This window comes from Streptosporangium sp. NPDC002544 (genome assembly GCF_040295965.1).
Classification (GTDB): domain Bacteria; phylum Actinomycetota; class Actinomycetes; order Streptosporangiales; family Streptosporangiaceae; genus Streptosporangium.
Map to the genome: position 1 here is coordinate 91243 of NZ_JBEOWJ010000020.1, position 20011 is coordinate 111253.

14 protein-coding genes are annotated in these 20011 nt (G+C 69.7%); 8 read left to right on the forward strand and 6 right to left on the reverse strand.

The annotated features are described in order from the left end of the window. Positions 1-97: 97 nt before the first annotated feature. The gene (locus ABT061_RS28230) at positions 98-1138 is read left to right on the forward strand and encodes a family 2 encapsulin nanocompartment cargo protein polyprenyl transferase (RefSeq protein ID WP_350923526.1); all 1041 of its coding nucleotides are present in this window, start codon (positions 98-100) and stop codon (positions 1136-1138) included. A gap of 240 nt (positions 1139-1378) precedes the next feature. On the opposite strand, the gene ABT061_RS28235 is transcribed toward ABT061_RS28230, so the two are convergent. Then, the gene (locus tag ABT061_RS28235) at positions 1379-2119 is read right to left on the reverse strand and encodes a hypothetical protein (protein WP_350923528.1); all 741 of its coding nucleotides are present in this window, start codon (positions 2117-2119) and stop codon (positions 1379-1381) included. 327 nt (positions 2120-2446) lie between these two features. On the opposite strand from ABT061_RS28235, the gene ABT061_RS28240 reads away from it, so the two are divergent. The 4 genes from ABT061_RS28240 to ABT061_RS28255 all read left to right on the forward strand — a co-directional run bounded on the left by ABT061_RS28240 (position 2447) and on the right by ABT061_RS28255 (position 7042). Continuing rightward, positions 2447-4084: an ABC-F family ATP-binding cassette domain-containing protein gene (locus tag ABT061_RS28240; RefSeq protein WP_350923531.1), complete on the forward strand. Its 1638-nt coding sequence runs from the start codon at positions 2447-2449 to the stop codon at positions 4082-4084. Between the two features lie 86 nt (positions 4085-4170). Then, positions 4171-5151, forward strand: coding sequence for a LacI family DNA-binding transcriptional regulator (locus ABT061_RS28245; RefSeq protein WP_030918816.1), 981 nt, complete (start codon positions 4171-4173; stop codon positions 5149-5151). A 348-nt stretch (positions 5152-5499) separates the two neighbouring features. After that, positions 5500-6051, forward strand: a complete 552-nt coding sequence (locus tag ABT061_RS28250) for a hypothetical protein (protein WP_350923533.1) — start codon at positions 5500-5502, stop codon at positions 6049-6051. A gap of 265 nt (positions 6052-6316) precedes the next feature. Then, a complete protein-coding gene (locus ABT061_RS28255; RefSeq protein ID WP_350923535.1) occupies positions 6317-7042 on the forward strand; it encodes a hypothetical protein in 726 nt (241 codons plus the stop codon). Positions 7043-7076: 34 nt separating this feature from the next. Here ABT061_RS28255 and ABT061_RS28260 read toward each other — a convergent pair whose 3' ends face one another. Continuing rightward, positions 7077-7583: a hypothetical protein gene (locus ABT061_RS28260; protein ID WP_350923537.1), complete on the reverse strand. Its 507-nt coding sequence runs from the start codon at positions 7581-7583 to the stop codon at positions 7077-7079. A gap of 129 nt (positions 7584-7712) precedes the next feature. On the opposite strand from ABT061_RS28260, the gene ppgK reads away from it, so the two are divergent. Then, positions 7713-8465 (forward strand): polyphosphate--glucose phosphotransferase, encoded by a 753-nt coding sequence (ppgK, locus tag ABT061_RS28265; protein WP_350923540.1) that lies wholly within the window; start codon positions 7713-7715, stop codon positions 8463-8465. Between the two features lie 152 nt (positions 8466-8617). On the opposite strand, the gene ABT061_RS28270 is transcribed toward ppgK, so the two are convergent. The 4 genes from ABT061_RS28270 to ABT061_RS28285 form a co-directional block, all read right to left on the reverse strand. Further along, positions 8618-10408, reverse strand: a complete 1791-nt coding sequence (locus ABT061_RS28270; protein WP_350923542.1) for an ABC transporter permease — start codon at positions 10406-10408, stop codon at positions 8618-8620. Between the two features lie 5 nt (positions 10409-10413). Further along, a complete protein-coding gene (locus tag ABT061_RS28275; RefSeq protein WP_350923544.1) occupies positions 10414-11154 on the reverse strand; it encodes an ABC transporter ATP-binding protein in 741 nt (246 codons plus the stop codon). Next, a complete protein-coding gene (locus tag ABT061_RS28280) occupies positions 11151-11684 on the reverse strand; it encodes a PadR family transcriptional regulator (RefSeq protein WP_350923546.1) in 534 nt (177 codons plus the stop codon). The genes ABT061_RS28275 and ABT061_RS28280 overlap by 4 nt, the downstream gene beginning before the upstream one ends. 340 nt (positions 11685-12024) lie before the next feature. Then, positions 12025-13014 (reverse strand): LLM class flavin-dependent oxidoreductase, encoded by a 990-nt coding sequence (locus tag ABT061_RS28285; RefSeq protein WP_350923548.1) that lies wholly within the window; start codon positions 13012-13014, stop codon positions 12025-12027. A gap of 493 nt (positions 13015-13507) precedes the next feature. Here ABT061_RS28285 and ABT061_RS28290 point away from each other — a divergent pair, with 493 nt between their 5' ends. Together ABT061_RS28290 and hrpA are read left to right on the forward strand one after the other, a co-directional pair. Beyond that, positions 13508-15808, forward strand: coding sequence for a glycoside hydrolase family 6 protein (locus ABT061_RS28290; protein ID WP_350923550.1), 2301 nt, complete (start codon positions 13508-13510; stop codon positions 15806-15808). A gap of 218 nt (positions 15809-16026) precedes the next feature. After that, the gene (gene hrpA / locus ABT061_RS28295; RefSeq protein WP_350923552.1) at positions 16027-19920 is read left to right on the forward strand and encodes an ATP-dependent RNA helicase HrpA; all 3894 of its coding nucleotides are present in this window, start codon (positions 16027-16029) and stop codon (positions 19918-19920) included. Positions 19921-20011 lie beyond the last annotated feature (91 nt).

Sequence of the window (20011 nt, forward strand, 5' to 3'; positions counted from 1 at the left end):
CCTGACGGACGCGTTTCCCGCGGGCCCGCCCGGGCCCGGCACCTCGGCCGTTCTGGCCGCATCGCTTCTTGGAACGGCCGAGTTAGGAAGAGCAAGGATGACGACCACTGAGATGAGGACGGACGGGCGGTCCGCGGACGAGGTGCTCACCTGGAGCCGGAACATGGTCGAGGCGACCCTGCGCCCGGCGATCGACAAGCTGTCGGCCCCGATGAGGCGCATCGCCGGTTATCACTTCGGCTGGTGGGACGAGCAGGGCCGGCCGTCCGCGACCGGTGGGGGCAAGGCGCTCCGTCCCGCGCTGGCCCTGCTGTCGGCCGAGGCCGTCGGGGGTGCCGCGGCCCTGGCGCTTCGACCGGCGGCGGCGGTCGAGCTGGTGCACGACTTCTCCCTGCTGCACGACGACGTGATGGACGGTGACCGGACCCGCCGTCACCGTCCCACGGCCTGGGCCGTCTTCGGTGTCAGCCCGGCCATCCTGGCCGGTGACGCGCTGCTGACGCTGGCCTTCGACGTGCTCGCGACCGGCGGGCACGCGATCACCGCCGAGGCGACCCGGGTCTTCGGCACCGCGGTTCAGGAACTGCTTGAGGGCCAGAGCGCGGACGTCGCGTTCGAGGAACGTCACGACGTCGGGCCGGCCGAGTGCCTGGGCATGGCGGCCGGCAAGACCGGTGCCCTGCTGGGGTGCGCCTGCGGGCTCGGCGCCCTGTTCGGGGGTGGCGGCCCAGAGCAGGTCGAGCATTTCACCGCCTTCGGCAGGGACCTGGGGTTGGCGTTCCAGCTCGTCGACGACCTGCTGGGCATCTGGGGAGATCCCGAGGTGACAGGCAAGCCGGCCCACTCGGATCTGCGTAGCCGGAAGAAGTCCATCCCGGTCGTCGCCGCCCTGACCTCGGGCACCCCTGCCGGACATGAGCTGGCCGGTCTCTACCACCGGGAGCGGCCGCTCTCCGGCACCGACCTGGTCCGCGCGGCCGAACTCGTCGAGACCGCGGGTGGGCGGGCCTGGACCCAGCTGGAAGCCGATGAGCTGCTCGCGCGGGCACTGCGTCACCTGGGGGCCGCGGGCGCGCTGCCCCGGCCCGCCGCCGAGCTGGCCGCACTCGCCCGTCTCGTCACCCGCCGCGACCGCTGATCGAAACCGTCACGTGACCGTGCCGGAGCCGTGCCACGGTTCCGGCACGGTCGTGGCCGCCGGTCGGCGCCGCTACCGGGCGGCTTCCCTCCGGTCGTCGTGCCCGCTCACCTGCTCAGGAGGTGGGGGGATCAACCGGTGACACCACTCACAGACCACGGGCCGGGCCGGCACCGTCAGGAGACGACGGCGGAGGCCCGGGTCGCCCCGGGCCTCCGCGTCGACTGCCGTCAGCTGGGACTACCGGCGGTAGTAGTGGCTGTACACGCGTACCCGGTCGGACCGGCTCCTGCTCTCGGAGAGGTCGTCGGTCCCGTCGAAGATCGCGCGGTACTCACCGCTCTTGGTGGCGCGGGCCTTGGCACGGAACGTGCCCTTCCAGCCGGTGTCGGCGGAGGTCACGAACTTCCAGGCGCTGGAGCCGCGCTTGCGGAAGTAGATCTCCACCTCCTCGCCCCGCACGTCCTTCCAGCTGCGGTCGTTGACCTGGAGGCGACCGGTGAAGTAGACCCAGCGGCCCTTGCGGACGGACTCGGGACTGGCGGAGAACCGGTAGACGCGGGTCTCGGCCTTCTCCTTCTTCTCGTGCTTGACGGAGAAGTTGACCTCGTCGGTGACCTTCTTGCCGTCCTTGTCGTACGCGTCGGCGATGGCGACCCAGCGGCCCTCGAAGTCGGAGGCGTCGAAGCTGGTCGTGAAACGCCACAGGTCGCCCTGGTGGAAGATCCGGGGCTCGCGCGCGTCCTGGGTGCGCAGCTGGTCGGAGACCGGCTTGAGGCGCAGTTCGACGCGCTCGGCCTCGGTGGTGCGGACCTCGATGGTGACCCTCGTGTCGTCGTCACCCTGCACGACGACCGGATTGGGGTTGACGCTGTCGATGCGCACACTGAGGGCGGCTCGCTCCGCGGAGGCCGTTCCGGCGGACATGAGCAGCGAGCCGCTCACGGCTGCGGACAGCAGGCCGATGGCGATTCGTTTCATCAAGATTATTTCCTTTTCTCCCCGTTGGCGTAGGCGGTCGGGAGTGACCGTCTCCTCCCCATAAGACGGCTCAGAAGTAAGTGATGTTGCCCAAAGTCCCAAAAAAAGTAGCTTTAAGTCTCCGTAAGGTAATGTTTCTCGGCGGGAATGGGCAGGTCAATGGCCGGTCGCCGCCGCCAGAAAAGTTTTTTCCACAAAAAGAGATATGTCCGATTTGCCGGGAATAAAGGCTGGGGTGGCGTGCGGTGCCCGCTCGGGGTGGCTCGACGCTAGATCGGACATATCGGACATGACGTCGCGGCCGCCGAGGGCGGATAACGTTTACGCATGAGTGCCACCATCGTCGCCAAGGATCTGGCCGCCGGACACGGCGACCGAGCGCTTTTCACCGGGCTCGACCTGGTGGTCGCCCCGGGCGACGTCGTCGGCCTGGTCGGGGTGAACGGCGCGGGGAAGTCCACCCTGATGCGGATCCTCGCCGGGCTGCTGCCTCCCGAGCACGGCTCCGTACGGCTCAGCCCGCCCTCGGCGTCGGTCGGCTACCTGCCGCAGGAGCGCGAGCGCCGGGCGGACGAGACGGTCGCGGGCTTCCTGGCCCGCCGCACCGGGGTGGCCGCCGCGCAGCGCGCGCTGGACGCCGCGACCCAGGGGCTGGTCGAGGGCCGTCCGGGTGCCGACGACGAGTACGCCGCGGGTCTGGAGCGCTGGCTGGCCCTGGGCGGTGCCGACCTGGAGGACCGCGCGGGGGAGGTGGTCGCCGAACTCGGCCTCGCCGTGGAGCTCGACCGGCCGATGACGGCGCTCTCCGGGGGGCAGGCGGCGCGGGCGGGCATGGCCTCCCTGCTGCTCAGCCGCTACGACGTCTTCCTGCTGGACGAGCCCACCAACGATCTCGACCTGGAGGGGCTGGAGCGGCTCGAACGCTTCGTCACCGGTCTGCGCGCCGGGACCGTCCTGGTCAGCCACGACCGCGAGTTCCTGGCCAGGACCGTGAATCGGGTCGTCGAGCTCGATCTCGTCCAGCGGTTGATCCGTCTGCACGGCGGCGGCTACGAGGCGTACCTCGCCGAGCGTGAGGTCGCCCGCCGGCACGCTCGCGACGAGTACGAGGAGTACGCCGGTACCGTCGCGGCCCTCAAGCAACGCGCCGGGATCCAGCGTGCCTGGATGGAGAAGGGTGTCAGGAACGCGCGGCGCAAGGCGACGGACAATGACAAGATCGGCCGTAACCTCCGTGCCGAGACGACCGAGAAGCAGGCCGCGAAGGCCCGCCAGACCGAGCGGATGATCGAGCGGCTGGAGGAGGTCGAGGAGCCCCGCAAGGAGTGGGAGCTCCGGATGGAGATCGCGGTCGCCCCCCGCTCCGGAGCCGTCGTCGCGACGCTGCGCGAGGCCGTGGTCCGGCGTGGCGCGTTCGCTCTCGGCCCGGTGAACCTGCAGATCGGCTGGGCCGACCGGGTGGCGGTCACCGGTGCCAACGGCTCGGGCAAGTCCACGCTGCTCGCCGCGCTCCTGGGCCGGATCCCGCTTCAGGAGGGAGGTGCCTCACTCGGTCCCGGCGTGGTCGTCGGCGAGGTGGACCAGGCGCGCGGGCTGTTCCTCGGTGACGAGCCCCTGGTGGACGCCTTCGGGGCCGCCGTGCCCGACATGACCCCCGCCGACGTCCGTACGCTGCTGGCCAAGTTCGGGCTGCGCGCCGCGCATGTGCCGCGCCCGGCCGTCACCCTGTCGCCGGGGGAGCGGACCAGGGCGGCGCTGGCGCTGCTCCAGGCGCGCGGGGTGAACCTGCTCGTACTCGACGAGCCGACCAACCACCTGGATCTGGCCGCGATCGAACAGCTGGAGTCCGCGCTCGCCTCCTATCCCGGTACGCTGCTGCTGGTCACCCACGACCGCCGGATGCTGGACGCGGTGCACACCACCCGGCGCATCCACGTCGACGCCGGTCGGATCACCGAGAGCTGAACGGGACGGCTACCGGCACCTTGACTCTTGACGTAACTTTCGCAAGTTTACGCAAGTAATTGCTTCCCTTGCCTTATAGTTTCATCATGACGCGACGGCTTGCAGAAGTGGCCAAGAAGGTCGGGATGAGCGAGGCGACGGTCAGCCGCGTGCTCAACGGGAAGCCCGGGGTGTCCGAGGCGACCCGCGAGGCCGTTCTCACCGCGCTCGACGTGCTCGGCTACGAGCGGCCGACCCAGCTGCGGGGTGACCGGGCGAGGCTGGTCGGGCTCGTCCTCCCCGAGCTGCAGAATCCCATCTTCCCCGCTTTCGCCGAGGTGGTCGGCGGGGCGCTGGCCCAGCAGGGGTTCACCTCCGTGTTGTGCACCCGCACGCTGGGCGGCGTCTCCGAGGCGGAGTACGTCGACCTGCTGCTCCAGCAGCAGGTGTCGGGTGTGGTGTTCGCCGGAGGTCTGTTCGCCCAGGCGGACGCCTCGCACGAGCACTACGAGCTGCTGCGGGAGCGGCGCCTGCCGACCGTGCTGGTGAACGCCGCGGTCGCGCATCTCGCCTTCCCGCAGGTCTCCTGCGACGACGTGGCCGCCGCCGAGATGGCGCTGGGCCATCTGCGGTCGCTGGGCCACGAGCGGATCGGCATGGTGCTCGGCCCCCCCGATCACGTGCCCTCGCGGCGCAAGCTGGACGCGGCGGGGCTCGATCCGGAGTTCGTGGAGCACACCATGTTCTCCCTGGAAGGCGGGCACGCGGCGACCGCGCGGCTGATCCGCAAGGGCGTGACCGGCGTCATCTGCGCCAGCGACGTGATGGCCCTGGGGGCGATCAGGGCGGCCCGCAGGGCGGGGCTCTCCGTGCCCGGGGACGTCTCGGTGATCGGCTATGACGACTCCGCGCTGATGAACTGCACGGACCCGCCGCTGACGACGCTGCGTCAGCCGATCGACGCGATGGGGCGCGCGGTCGTCGACCTCCTCGCGGCCCAGATCGACAAGGCGCTGGTCCCGGCCGACGAGCTGCTGTTCGAGCCCGAACTGGTGGTCAGGGCCTCGACCGGCCCGGTGAAACGCTGAAGGAACTCGCTGTTTCCACAATCATTTGTCGCTGACTTCCTTATTTGCGTTAGAGCATTGCGGAAACATGCTTTAAAGCAGGGGTTTAATGTTCAAGAATTCCTGAAATTTGCAGCTCAGGTGTTGGCCTCCACTACCGGTCAGCCCATTGACGGGCGATGTGCTCACTCTGGGACGTCGTGGGGCTTGTCCGGCACTTTGGTGGTTACTGAGCCATCTACGGGCCGCCCTTTTACCGTTTTGGTCGCGCTGCGTAGTTGCTGATCTCTTAAGGTGATCGCAGCGGGTGTGGAAGATCCATTACTTGCTCATCCCCCCGAAGACTCCGTCATTCGGAAGGAAGAGACCTTGCGTAAGAGATTCACCGCACTCACCTCGGCGGGGGCGGGCGCCTTGCTGTTCATCCTGGCGGCGCCGGCGGTGGCGGCCCCCAGCGCCGACACCATCGTCACGTTCACCGTGACGGCGGGAAGCCTGGACATCACCGCGCCGGCCGGTCCGACCAACATCGGCTCCGCCGCTCCCGCCGGCACGGTCACCGGGCAGATCGGCCCGGTGTCGGTCTCCGACACCCGCGGCGGGGCCACCTCGCTCTGGACCGCGTCGGTGTTCGCGACGGACTTCACCGTCGACGACCTGACCGTTCCCTTCGCCGCGGTGCAGTACTGGTCCGGCCCGGCGACCGCCACCACCGGCGGCGGTACCTTCACCCCCGGCCAGCTCACGGCAGGCGACGCCGTCACTCTGACCGGTACGACGGAGACCGCCGTGACGGCCTTCGGTCACACGGGGGGCACCGGCGGTAGCACGGCCACCTGGAACCCCACGTTGATCGTCAACGTCCCCATCACGGCCGAGCTGGGCGCCTACAGCGGGACGGTGACACATCAGGTGGCGTAACCGGCTCGCTGGAGCGTTCATACCGACGCTGCTGGCCGCGCTGTTCTCCGGCGCGGCCGGCGCGAGCCCGGTCACCACCGACCCCCGGGGCACGATCGGCATCCGCCTCCTCGAGGCGCCGGTCAGCCACCGCAACGACCCGCGCGCGCTCTCCTACATCGTCGACCATCTCCGTCCGGGCACCACCATCCAGCGAAAACTGGAGGTTTCCAACACCTCCAAGAGGACCCAGCACATCCGCCTGTATCCGGCCAGTGCCGACATCGTGCGGAACACTTTCAGCGCGCCGCCGGGACAGGTCCAGAACGAGCTGGCGAGCTGGATATCACTCGACCGCCCCTCGATCGACGTGGCACCGGGCGGCAAGGAGGTCGCGCAGGTAAAGATCACAGTGCCGCCCGCCGCCTCGCGCGGCGAGCGGTACGGCGTCGTCTGGGCGGAGAGCGTGGCCGAACCCGACGTCACCAACCCCGTGCGCGTCATCAATCGTGTCGGGATCCGCGTCTACCTCGACGTCGGGAACGGTGGCGACCCGCCTTCGGACTTCCGGGTCGAGAATCTGACCCCCAAGCGCGGCACGGACGGCAGCCCGCAGGTGGCGGCACTGGTCCGTAACACCGGTGAGCGGACGCTGGACATGAGCGGGACGCTGTCGCTGTCGGAGGGACCGAGTGGCCTGCAGACCGGCCCCTTCCCCGCCGACCTGGGAGTCACGCTGCTTCCGGGGGCCGCCGCTCCGGTGATCGTGACCCTGGACCCGCAGGTGCCCGCAGGGCCCTGGAAGGCGAAGCTGACCCTGATGAGCGGCATGGTGAAACGGGCGGTCACCGCCACCATCACCTTCCCCGCGACGGGCACGGGCCCGCCTGTCAGGCCCGACCAGGACTACCTGCCCATGGTGGGGCTGATCGCGGGACTGGTCGTGCTGCCCGCGACGGCACTCGGATTCATGGTGCGCCGCAGGCGCCGGACCGCCTCCCCGGTGAGCTGACGCTCTCACCGGGGAGGGCGGCTCCGGCCGTCGGTCACTTCGAGACGTAGAGGACCTTCCAGGTGCCCTCGTACAGGCAGTTCAGCGAGGGCTTGGAAGCCTTGGCCTCCGAGCAGACCTTCAGCTCGACCTGGTAGAGGTCGCGCTGGGTGAACGCGAACGACTTCGGAGTGCCGTACGAGCAGTCGACGACACTGCGGTGCTTGAACGGCAGGTTCCCGTCCGCGGTCCGGTAGGTGAGGCGGAAGACCGCCCAGCCGCAGGAGGGCCCCTTGGTCAGGTCGTAGACCTTGCCGGAGATCCGGCCCGTCGCGGCGGCCGGGATGTCGGCGTGGTCCTCGCCGGTGACCGTCAGCGAGCCGTGTGTCTTGGCCTTCCGGCCGGGAGCGTACCGGACGCCCCATTGGATGGTGCCCTGGGTGGCGCTCTGCGCGGCCGTCGTGTCCTCGGTGGGGCCGGTCGCGGCCTGGGCGGCCACCGGGGTGATCGATATGAGAGCGGCGGCGAGGGCGAGTGCTGTCAGGGAACGGGTGATCGTCATGGGAGGGGTTCCTTTCCGGCTGCGATGCCCACAGTCTGAGATGGGCTGCTTTCAACCGGGTTGACCACCATCTGCAAACGAGTATCAGCCGCCTATCAGGGGGAAGGGGAACCGGCAGGAGGTAGGCACATGGAAGCGCTGGGAATCGACATCGGCGGGTCGGGAATCAAGGGTGCGCCGGTGGACGTCGCCGCGGGGCGGCTGACGCGAGAGCGGTTGCGCATTCCCACACCGAAGCCCGCCAAGCCCAGAGCGGTGGCCGAAGTGGTGGTGCGGATCGTCCGGCACTTCGACTGGGACGGGCCGGTGGGCGTGACCTTTCCTGGAGTCGTGGTCGACGGGGTCGCCGGCTCGGCCGCCAACGTGGACAAGGACTGGATCGGCACGAACGTGCGAGAGCTGTTCTCCGCGGAGACCGGCCTGCCGACAACGGTGCTCAACGACGCCGACGCGGCAGGCCTGGCCGAGGTGGGGGCAGGGGCGGCCAAGGGCAGATCGGGGGTGGTCATGCTGCTGACCTTCGGCACCGGGATCGGCAGTGCCCTGCTCATGGACGGTCGTCTGGTGCCCAACACCGAGCTCGGCCACCTGGAGATCAGGGGCAAGGAGGCGGAGAAGCATGCCTCCGCCCACGCGCGGGAGGCACACGACCTCGGCTGGGACGAGTGGGCCGACCGGGTGACCGAGTATCTCGAACACCTTGAGGTGCTTTTCTCTCCCTCGCTGTTCGTCATCGGCGGAGGGATCAGCAAGAAGGCCGACAGGTTCCTGCCCCGGATCAAGATACGCACCCCGATCGTCCCCGCGGCTCTCCAGAACGAGGCGGGCATCGTGGGCGCGGCCATGGCGGCCTTGCGAAAGCAGCAGAACCGGCCCGCCTAGCCGGCCGCGGTGACGCCGCTGTCAGAACGCGAGCGCCGGTGGGCCGGGCGCCCGTCGGTGAACGCCGGTGAGGCGGATGAGGTCTCTGCGGGGTTGGGCGGGCCTCGGTCCGCTGAGCGCCGCTGCCGCCGACGCCTGCCGAGCGGGGCTGATCACGCTGTTTCGGCGCTGAGGGTCTGTGCCACGGGCCGCCGGGCCGCCAGGCGTGCGGGCAGGGCGGTGAGTGCCGCCGTCGCCAGGAGAATCGCGAGTGCGGCGCCGAGCAGCCAGGAGGAGGGGGGGTCCGCCGAATTCCTGGCGGCGAAGAGCGAGAGCAGGCCGATGCCCAGAGGGAGGCCGATGATGGCGCCGGGCAGGCTGGGCAGGAGCTGGGCGGTGGACAGTCCCGCGGCGATCTGTCCGGGGGTGGCACCGAGCGTACGTGCGATGGCCATGTTCGCCCGGGCCTCCATGGCAGTGGTCCAGGTGAGCGTGATGGTGTTCACGACGGCGAGTGCGATCAGCAGGATGGTGACGGCGAGCATCAGCCGGCGGTCGTGCTCGCCCCGCAGGTTGGGCAGGGCGGAGGAGCCATCCAGGCCGTAGCCCCTCTCCGGCTGGGCGTGGAGGGTCAGCAGGGCGACGATCGCGATCACTGTGGTGGCGGTGGAGCATGCCTGCAGCACGGCGCGGCCCGGTCGGCGGGCGGTCAGCCGCAGCCCGAGCAGCAGCGGCGTGGGCAGCAGCGCGGACAGCGCGGTGAGCCAGGGTCGGTGACGGGGCTGGTGCGCGGTGGCGGACAGCGCCGTGACGGTCGCCGTACGCATGGCCCGCAGCGTGGGACGCAACGTGGACAGCACCGCCACCGCCACGGCGAGGACGGTCGCCGTGGCAACGGTGGCGCCGCCAGGCCCGACCGCGTCGCCGATCCGGCTGGCGGTGGGGCTGGCGATGGCGGGCACGGTCAGGCGGGCGATCACCAGCCCCAGCGCGTCGCCGACCAGCGCCAGCGCCAGGTACTCGGTGAGCAGGACGGTGGCGATCAGACCCGGGGCGGCGCCGACGGCCTTGAGCAGCCCGGCCCGGCGCGTCTGCTGGACGGCGCGTCCCGCGGCCAGTGCCGCCACTCCGGTGATGGCCAGGAAGCTGAGCAGCCAGCTACCGACGACCAGGATCGGCTGGCTGTCCCTGAGGATGACCATGTCCTGTTCGGCGGTGAACTGCCAGGAGTGGAAGTTGGTCCTGATGGTGGAGTCGCGGTGGGCGTCGCGGAAGTCCTCGGTGGCGGCGGGGTCGCTCAGCCTGAGGTCTAGGGCCATGGTCACCGGGAGATCTTGGGACGACGCCAGGGCCCGGGCATCTGATCGGGTCATCCAGGCCAGGCCGGTGTAGTCGCTGGGGCCGCCGTACGGGCCGATCTGCGCCGCCCAGGGGTAGATGGAGGTGGCCGCGGCGACGGCGATCCCGACGACGGGGTACGACCGGCCGGCGATGGTGACGTGGTCGCCGACGCCGATGCCCAGCGCGGTGGCGAAGCCGCGTTCGAGGACCGTGCCGCCGGAGCGTACCCACTGACCCGAGGTCACCAGCGGCCGGTTGACCGTGCCGGGCGTCTCGGCGAAGCCGTGCACCACCACTGGGGACGACGTGGAATCGCGCGTGGTGAGGTCGGCGTAGACGATGCGATAGGGGCCATGGTGGGCGATCACTTCGGGAGCGTTCGCCAGCGAGGCCAGGGCCGAGGTCACGGCGGGGCCCGTGTCGCCGGAGAGTGCCACCACGTCCGGCCCGGCGGTGGCCGCGCGGGTCTGTTCGTACAGCGCGTCGCTCACGCCGCGCAGGGACAGGCCCAGGGCCATCGTGGCGGTGGCCACGGTCACCGCGAGCAGGAGCATCACGGCCTGGACCTTGTGCCGCCGCATGTCAGCCAGCACCAGACGCACGACGAGCACGATGGAGCCCATGACGTTCAGCCCTCCAGCCTGATCAGGCCGCCGAGCCACCCGGTGCCGGTGCCGGCCAGCCGGGTGTCGTCGACGAACATCCCGTCACGCATCGAGATCAGCCGGTCCGCGGTGGATGCGACCCGTTCGTCGTGCGTGACGATCACGAGGGTCTGCCCCGTGGCACGCAGATCTTCGAAGATCCTCAGCACATCGAGGGTCGCCGCGGTGTCGAGGTTGCCGGTCGGCTCGTCGGCCAGGACGACCAGCGGGTCGTTGGCCAGCGCACGGGCGATGGCGACCCGCTGACGCTGCCCACCGGACAGCTGCGACGGCAGATGCCGGGCACGGTCGGCGAGCCCGACCCGTTCCAGCAGCAGGCTCGCGCGGCGCCTGGCCTGGCGGCGCGAGCACCCGGCCAGCAGCACGGGCAGCTCCACGTTCTCGGCCGCCGACAGCTCCTCCACCAGATGGAAGGCCTGGAAGACGAACCCCACCGACCGGCGCCGCATGCGCGCCAGAGCCCGCTCGCTCAGCGTGTCGACGCGCTGCCCGGCCAGCCACACCTCTCCATCGGTAGGCCGCTCCAGACCACCCAGCAGGTGCAGCAGAGTGGATTTCCCGCAGCCGCTGGGCCCCATCACCGCCAGCATCTGTCCCTGCGGCACCTCCAGGTCGACCTCGTCCACCGCGCGGACCCGGCTCTGCCCCTGACCATGCGTCTTCATCAGGCCGCAGGTCCGGACCGCGGCACTTGACACGTTCATCCACCCTCGACTTCGTCATCGACCTCGGACCAGGACCGCTCACAGGCATCCAGCCAGCGCAGGTCCGCCTGCAACCGCAGCACGACCCCTTCCAGCAGCAGGCCGGCGCCCGACCCCGCCGGCTCGGCCAGCGCCGCCTGCTGCGCCTCACGCAAGCGGCGCAGCAACTCACGGCGCTGCGCCGCCACCAGCTCCACCGGGTCGGCCAGCCGGGCCGCGGCGGCAGCGGCGAGCTTGAGATGAAACTCCGCCAGGTCCGGTTTCGGCCAGCCCACCTCGGCCAGCCAGGCGGCCACCCGCTGCTGCCCGGCCGGCGTCAGCGCGTAGACCTTGCGCTCCGGCCGTTCGGGCAGGCCGTCCGCCCGCTCACCGGCGACCAGCCCCGCTCGCTCCAACCGGGCCAACGTCACATAGATCTGACCGCGGTTCATCGACTCGCCCAGCGGGCCAAGACTCCGCCGCAGCCGAGCGTGCAGGTGGTACCCGTGTGACGGCTCCTTGGCGAGCATCGCCAGCACTGCGTCCTGCATGTCGCCCCCTAACGGTTGGCCAATAGATAGCGGTTACCCATTAGAGGTGTCAAAACGGGACACCTGACGATCTCCTGGACCGGCTCGCCGTCAGCTGAGGGATGGAGGGAAAGGCCGAGGTGATGGGGCGGGCCGGTGGACCCGTCCCGGCGAGGATTCATACTCAACCGGTGAGGCGCCGGTCAGACCGGTGCGGCCCGGTTCGAGGCCGGCCGCCCAGCGCTTGTCGCGGTGCTGGTCGAGTACTTGAGGACACCGCGGTCGTACACGGGACCTGCGGAGCGCCCGGTGCCGGGAAAGTGGCACGCCGGGTTTCGGTGGCTCACGCCGCCGTCGAACGTCAGGTGGCGAGGAGGCCGCGGGCTTCCGCGAGGAGTTCGAAGGAGCGCAGCCAGGCCTTCCGGTCCGGGGAGGCCGAGACGGTGATCAGCTCGTCAGCCTGGAAGTTCTCGGCGAAGCGGTCGAGATAGTCCGTCACCTCGGTAGGGGTCCCGATGGCGGAGTAAGTGGCCATCTGGAGGATCTGCTGCCCAGCGGGGGAGGCGAGGATGCCGTCCGCCTCCTCCGGCGTGAACTTCCGGCCCCGGCCGAGCAGCAGGCTGACCCGGCTGCGCTTCATGGCCAGGAACTGCTCCTGCGCCTCGGCCGTGGTGTCGGCCGCGAGGACGTTGACGCCGGCGATGACGTACGGGCGATCCAGCTGCCGGGACGGCTTGAACTCGCGCCGGTAGAGCGCGACGGCGTCCTGGAGCGCGTTCGGCGCGAAGTGGGAGGCGAAGGCGTACGGCAGCCCGAGTGCGGCGGCGAGCCTGGCTCCGAACAGGGAGGAGCCGAGGATGTACAGCGGCACGTTGGTGCCCTTGCCCGGCGTCGCGTCGACGCCCGGGATCCGGGACTCGCCGGTCAGGTATCCCTGCAGTTCCAAGACGTCCTGCGGGAAGTCGTCCGCGGCCATCGGGCCGCGGCGCAGGGCCCGTGCGGTCTGCTGGTCACTGCCCGGCGCCCGGCCGAGACCCAGGTCGATGCGCCCCGGATGCAGCGTTTCGAGGGTTCCGTACTGCTCGGCGATGGTCAGCGGGGAGTGGTTGGGGAGCATGACGCCGCCGGCTCCGAGGCGGATCGTCCGGGTGTGCGCGGCCACGTGGGCGATGAGGACGCTGGTCGCCGAGGACGCGATGGTGGGCATGTTGTGGTGCTCCGCGTACCAGATCCGCCGGTAGCCCCACTCCTCCGCGCGCTGGGCCAGGGTCACGCTGGCCCGCAGGCTGTCGGCGGCCGTCTCTCCCTCGCCGATGTGCGCCAGATCAAGGATGGAGAGTGGAAGAGCCATGGAGAGCAAGCCTTTCATCGCGGGGAGGGAGGAGCGTGCACCCCTTCGAGTTCTGTGCAACGGCGCCGGTGCTGCGGTTATTTCAGCGCCGCTCGCCGGGACGGCACCGGAATCCACCGTGGTGGGGGTGAACGGCCCTCAGCTCACCACCCCCTTCAGCCTGGCCTTGACCTTCCCCGCATGCGGCGTGTCCTCCGCGAACGGCTTCCAGGTCCGTGTTGCGGTGCCGGTACTCGGGAACGCGCTTTCCGGAGGCGATCTGGAGGCGAGATCCGCGGCGCCTCGGAGTTCGTCCACAGGTGGCCGGTACGCACCATTTTGGACCGGTCGCGGACAGGGCTCTGAAACTTTCATCGGGTTCGAAACCCGTTCGGTGAGGTCAGGGGCCAGGGCGGTCCTAATTCAGGGGCTCCGACGTGCAACAAGCTGTACACACGGGTGAAACATCCGGACTATGGGAGCGCTCCCACCATCGTCCTGGAGATGATCACGCATGAGAGTCAATTCGCGTCGCCACGCCTGGCGTAATCGGGCGGCGACCACGGCGGCACTGCTGGTGGCCGCCGCCGGCCTTGCCACCGGGCAAGCCGCCACCGCGCACGCCGCAGTCGCCTGCGACGTCGCCTACACGACCAACGACTGGCAGGGCGGCTTCACCGCAAGCGTGACCGTCAAGAACCTGGGTGACCCGCTGACCGGCTGGACCCTCGGGTTCAGCTTCCCGACGACCACCCAGCAGCTCACCCAGGGCTGGAGCGCCACCTGGGCGCAGAGCGGCCAGGCCGTCACCGCCAAGAACCTGGACTGGAACGGCAACCTGGCCACCGGCGCCTCGACCAGCATCGGCTTCAACGGCAACTGGTCCGGTACCAACCCCAAGCCGACCTCCTTCACGATCAACGGCGTGGCCTGCGGCGGGACCACCCCCGGCAACCAGCCGCCCACGGTCAGCCTGACCAGCCCCGCCTCGGGCGCCTCCTACCAGGCCGGCGCCGCCGTGCCGCTCACGGCGACCGCGAGCGACGACGGCGCGGTCAGCAAGGTCGAGTTCTACGTCGACGGCACGCTGGTCAACACCGACACCACCGCCCCCTACTCCTACTCCGCCACGGGTCTGGCGGCCGGCTCCCACACCGCCAAGGCCAAGGCGTACGACAACGCCACCCCGGCGCTCTCCACCGAGACCGCCGCGGTCCCCTTCACCGTGGCCGGCACCTCGACCCCGTCGATCGTCGCCTCCCCGACCTCCGTCAGTGTCCCCGAGGGGGGCTCCGCGACCGTCGGCTTCCGGCTCAGCCAGGCACCGACCGGCAACGTCACGGTCAACCTGAGCAAGACCGGTGACAGCGACATCACCATCTCGCCCTCCACGCTGACCTTCACCACCGCCAACTGGAACACGGCGCAGAACGTGACGGTCTCGGCGGCCCAGGACGCCGACCAGACCAACGGCACCGCCACCATCACGGCCGCCGCCAGTGGCTACACCAGCGCCACGGTCACCGCCACCGAGGCCGACGACGACGGCAACCCGCCGGTCGGCCACGTCGACAACCCGTACACCGACGCCACCGGTTACGTGAACCCCGACTGGTCGGCCAAGGCCGCCGCCGAGCCGGGCGGCAACGCGGTCGCCAAGATCTCCACCGGTGTGTGGCTGGACCGCATCGCCGCCATCGCCGGCTCCTCCTCGGCCATGGGCCTCCGCGCCCACCTGGACGAGGCGCTCCGCCAGGACGCGGCCAACGGCAGCAAGCCGCTGACGATCCAGTTCGTCATCTACAACCTGCCCAACCGCGACTGCTCGGCGCTGGCCTCCAACGGTGAGCTGCTCATTTCCCAGAACGGCCTGAACCGCTACAAGACCGAGTACATCGACCCGATCGCCGCGATCATGGCCGAGCCCAAGTACGCGGCCCTGCGGATCGTGTCGATCATCGAGATCGACTCGCTGCCCAACCTGGTCACCAACCTCAACCTGGCCAAGTGCCAGGAGGCCAAGGACAGTGGCGCCTACGTCAACGGCGTCCGTTACGCCCTGGACAAGCTGCACGCGATCAACAACGTCTACACCTACATCGACGCCGGTCACCATGGCTGGCTCGGCTGGGACACCAACTTCGGCCCGTCCGCCGACCTGTTCGCGACCACCGTCGCCGGCACCGTCAAGGGCTTCGACAGCGTGGACGGCTTCATCACCAACACCGCCAACTACTCGGCGCTGAAGGAGCCCCACTTCAACATCGGCACCACGGTCAACGGCCAGACCGTCCGCCAGTCCACCTGGGTCGACTGGAACTTCTACGTCGACGAGCTGTCCTTCGCCCAGGCCTTCCGGAACACGCTGATCCAGAAGGGCTTCAAGTCGAACATCGGCATGCTGATCGACACCTCCCGCAACGGCTGGGGAGGCTCGGCCCGTCCGGCCGCCGCCAGCACCTCCACCGTGCTGAACACCTTCGTCAACGAGTCGAAGGTGGACCGCCGGATCCACGCCGGCAACTGGTGCAACCAGAGCGGTGCCGGTCTGGGCGAGCGCCCGCAGGCCAGCCCCGCCGCCGGTCTGGACGCCTACGTCTGGATCAAGCCCCCGGGTGAGTCCGACGGCTCCAGCAAGGAGATCCCGAACAACGAGGGCAAGGGCTTCGACCGGATGTGCGACCCGACCTACGGCGGCAACGAGCGCAACGGCAACAACATGAGCGGCGCCCTGGCCGACGCGCCGGTCTCCGGCCAATGGTTCTCCGCCCAGTTCCGCCAGCTGCTGCAGAACGCCTACCCGGCGCTCCCGTAGTCAGCTGATCCCGGGTCCCGCCCCCGCAGGACCCGACCTGCGAAGCTCCGCCGCCCCCGCAGGGGGCGGCGGAGCCGTTCTCTTTTCCGGCGGGGCGAATATTGGGATGCGGGGAAGCGGCGGGTCGGGCAGCATGAACGGTTGGGGCTTCACGTGGGGGCCTTCGAAGGGCACGCGTGAGCCGTCAGGCGCGGGCCGAAAGTATCCTGGGTTTCAGTATGGGAACGCCTCCTTTGACATCTCCGCTCTCCGAGCTGCACACGCGCCTGCCCGAGCTCACGCTCCGTGACCAGCGGCGGCTACGACGCAGGCTCGACGGGGCTCGCAAGGTCAGAAACCGGGCCGCGCAGCAGAAGATCACCGTCGAGATCACCGCCGACATCGAGCGGGCCGAGCGCCGGGTCGCGCGACGCCGCGCCGGCGTCCCCACGGTCACCTATCCGGAGGCGTTGCCGGTCAGCCAGCGCAGGGACGACATCCTGGAGGCGATCCGCGACAACCAGGTCGTGATCGTCGCCGGTGAGACCGGCTCGGGCAAGACCACCCAGTTACCGAAGATCTGCCTGGAGCTCGGCCGGGGCGTCAGGGGGCTGATCGGGCACACCCAGCCCCGCCGCATCGCCGCCCGTACCGTGGCCGAGCGCGTCGCCGAAGAGCTCGACACCCCGCTCGGCGACGCCGTGGGCTACAAGGTGCGCTTCACCGACCAGGTGAGCGACGGCACGCTCGTCAAGGTCATGACGGACGGCATCCTGCTGGCCGAGCTGCAGAACGACCGCGACCTCGACCAGTACGACACGCTGATCGTCGACGAGGCGCACGAGCGCAGCCTCAACATCGACTTCATCCTGGGCTACCTCAAGCAACTCCTGCCGCGCCGCCCCGACCTGAAGGTGATCATCACCTCGGCGACCATCGACCCCGAGCGCTTCTCCAAGCACTTCGGCGACGCGCCGATCGTGGAGGTCTCCGGCCGGACCTACCCCGTTGAGGTGCGTTACCGGCCGATCGCCGAGGACGACGACCAGATCCAGGCGATCGGCAACGCCGTCGACGAGCTGTGCGCCGAGGGACCCGGCGACATCCTGGTCTTCCTCAGCGGCGAGCGGGAGATCCGCGACACCGCCGAGGCGCTCGCCAAGCGCAAGGACGCCGAGATCCTGCCGCTGTACGCCAGGCTGTCCGCCGCTGAGCAGCACAAGGTCTTCCAGCGGCACACCAGGCGCAGGGTCGTGCTGGCCACCAACGTGGCCGAGACCTCGCTGACCGTGCCCGGCATCAAGTACGTGGTCGACCCCGGATTCGCCCGCATCTCCCGCTACAGCCACCGCACCAAGGTCCAGCGCCTCCCCATCGAGGCGATCTCCCAGGCCTCGGCCAACCAGCGCAAGGGCCGCTGCGGCCGGGTCTCCGACGGCATCTGCATCCGGCTGTACGAGGAGGACGACTTCGTCACCCGGCCGGAGTTCACCGACCCGGAGATCCTCCGTACCAACCTCGCCTCGGTCATCCTGCAGATGACCTCGATCGGCCTGGGCGACATCGGGGCCTTCCCGTTCGTCGAGCCGCCCGACCAGCGCCAGGTCAGGGACGGCTACGACCTGCTCCAGGAGTTGGGCGCCTTCGACCAGGGGCGGCAGATGACCCCGCTCGGCCGCAAGCTGGCCGGGCTGCCGGTCGACCCGCGACTGGCCCGCATGGTGCTGGAGGCCGACCACAACGGCTGCGTCCGCGAGGTCATGGTCATCGCCTCCGCCCTGTCGATCCAGGACCCGCGCGAGCGCCCGGCCGACAAGCAGCAGGCCGCCGACGACAAGCACCGCCGGTTCGCCGACAAGGAGTCCGACTTCGTCTCGTACCTGAACCTGTGGAACTACCTGCAGGAGCAGCAGAAGGAGCTCTCCTCCAGCGCGTTCCGGCGGCTGTGCAAGGCGGAGTTCCTCAATTACCTGCGGGTCCGCGAGTGGCAGGACGTCTACGGCCAGCTACGCCAGATGTCGAAGACCCTCGGTGTCGCCCTCAACAGCACCCCCGGCGACGAGCAGAAGATCCACATCTCCCTGCTCTCCGGCCTGCTCTCCCACGTCGGCGTCAAGGACATCGACAAGAAGACCGCGGAGCCCGGCGCCCGCCGCGGCACGAACGAGCCGCGCCGGCCGATGACCGAGTACGTGGGCGCGCGCAACGCCCGGTTCGCGATCTTCCCGGGTTCCGCGCTCGCCAAGAAGCAGCCGCTCTGGGTGATGTCCGCCGAGCTGGTGGAGACCTCCCGGCTCTGGGCCCGGGTCAACGCCAAGATCGAACCCGAGTGGGTCGAGCCGCTCGCCGCGCACCTGATCAAACGCACCTACTCCGAGCCGCACTGGGAGAAGAAACAGGGCTCGGTGATGGCGTATGAGAAGGTCACCTTGTACGGGGTGCCGATCGTGGCCCAGCGCAAGGTCAACTACGGCCGCATCGACCCCGAGCTGAGCCGGGAGCTGTTCATCCGGCACGCCCTGGTCGAGGGCGACTGGGAGACCCACCACGCCTTCTTCGCCGAGAACCGCAAGCTCCTCGAAGAGGTCGAGGAACTGGAGGAGCGAGCCAGGCGCCGCGACATCCTCGTCGACGACGAGACCCTGTTCGACTTCTACGACCAGCGCGTTCCCGCCGACGTCGTCTCCGGGCGGCACTTCGACTCCTGGTGGAAGAAGGTCCGCGCCGACCAGCCCGACCTGCTCAGCTTCGAGAAGTCGATGCTGATCAGCGAGTCGGCCGGCGACGTCAGCCGGCGCGACTACCCCGACGTGTGGCGCCAGGGCGGCCTGCGCTTCCCGCTGACGTACCAGTTCGAGCCCGGCACCGACGCCGACGGCGTCACCGCGCACATCCCGCTCGCGCTGCTCAACCAGGTCAACGTCGAGGGGTTCGACTGGCAGATCCCCGGGCTGCGCGAGGAGTTGCTCACCGCGCTCATCCGCAGCCTGCCCAAGAACATCCGGCGCAACTTCGTCCCCGCCCCCAACTACGCCAAGAAGATCCTCCAGCGGGCCGAGCCCACCCAGGAGCCGCTGCTCGCGGTGCTGGAGCGCGAGCTGCTCAACCTGACCGGTTTTCAGGTGACCCGCGAGGACTGGCAGCCCGGCCTGGTCCCCGACCACCTCAAGATCACCTTTCGGGTGACCGACGGCCGTAGGCAGAAGCTGGCCGAGAGCAAGGACCTGGCCGATCTCAAGCGGCGCCTCGCCCCCAAACTCCGCCAGACCCTCTCCAAGGCCGCCGACGGCCTGGAGAAATCCGGCCTGACGGGGTGGACCGTGGGCGCGCTGCCCAAGACGTTCGAGCAGCGCAGGATGAAGGCCTATCCGGCACTCGCCGACGAGGGCGCCACCGTGGCGGTACGGATGTTCGAGACCGAGGCCGAGCAGCGCCGGGCCATGTGGGAGGGCACCCGCAGGCTGCTGCTGCTCAACACCCCGTCCCCGGCCAAATGGGTGCTCGGCCGCCTCGGCAACCAGTCCAAGCTCGCCCTGAGCCGGAGCCCGCACGCCGGTGCCGTCGCCCTGTTCGACGACTGCATCGCCTGCGCCGCCGACCACCTGATGAACGAGTACGGCGGGCCGGTCTGGGAGGAGTCCGCCTTCACCGCCCTGCACGAGGCGGTCCGCGCCGAACTCTTCGACACCACGGCCGAGGTGGTCGCTCGCGTCGAGAGCATCCTCAAGGTCTGGCACACCGTCTCGACGCTGCTGCCCGAGTCCCGCTCGACGCCCGCGATCGAGGACATCCGCGACCAGGTGGCCAACCTGGTCTACCCGGGCTTTGTCACCGAGACCGGTTACAAGCGCCTGCCCGACCTGCTCCGCTATCTCAAGGGAGCCGAGCGGCGGCTGGAGAAGGTGCACGAGGACGCGTTCCGCGACGGGGAGCGGATGGGCAAGGTGCATGACATCGAGGACGACTATCACGAGCTGGTCGAGAAGCTCCCCCCGGCCCGCCGCTCCGACGACGACGTCCGGCAGATCCGCTGGATGATCGAGGAGCTCAGGGTCAGCTACTTCGCCCAGACCCTCGGCACCCCGTACTCGATCTCCGACAAGCGCATCCGCAAGGCGATGGAGAAGCTCTGAGCCGGTTCCCCCGCCTGGGCGGGGGAACGGCTGCCGGGGCATCGAGATGGAGGAGAGCCGAGCCGGTCGGCGGTGGGCACTCCTCCCCCGG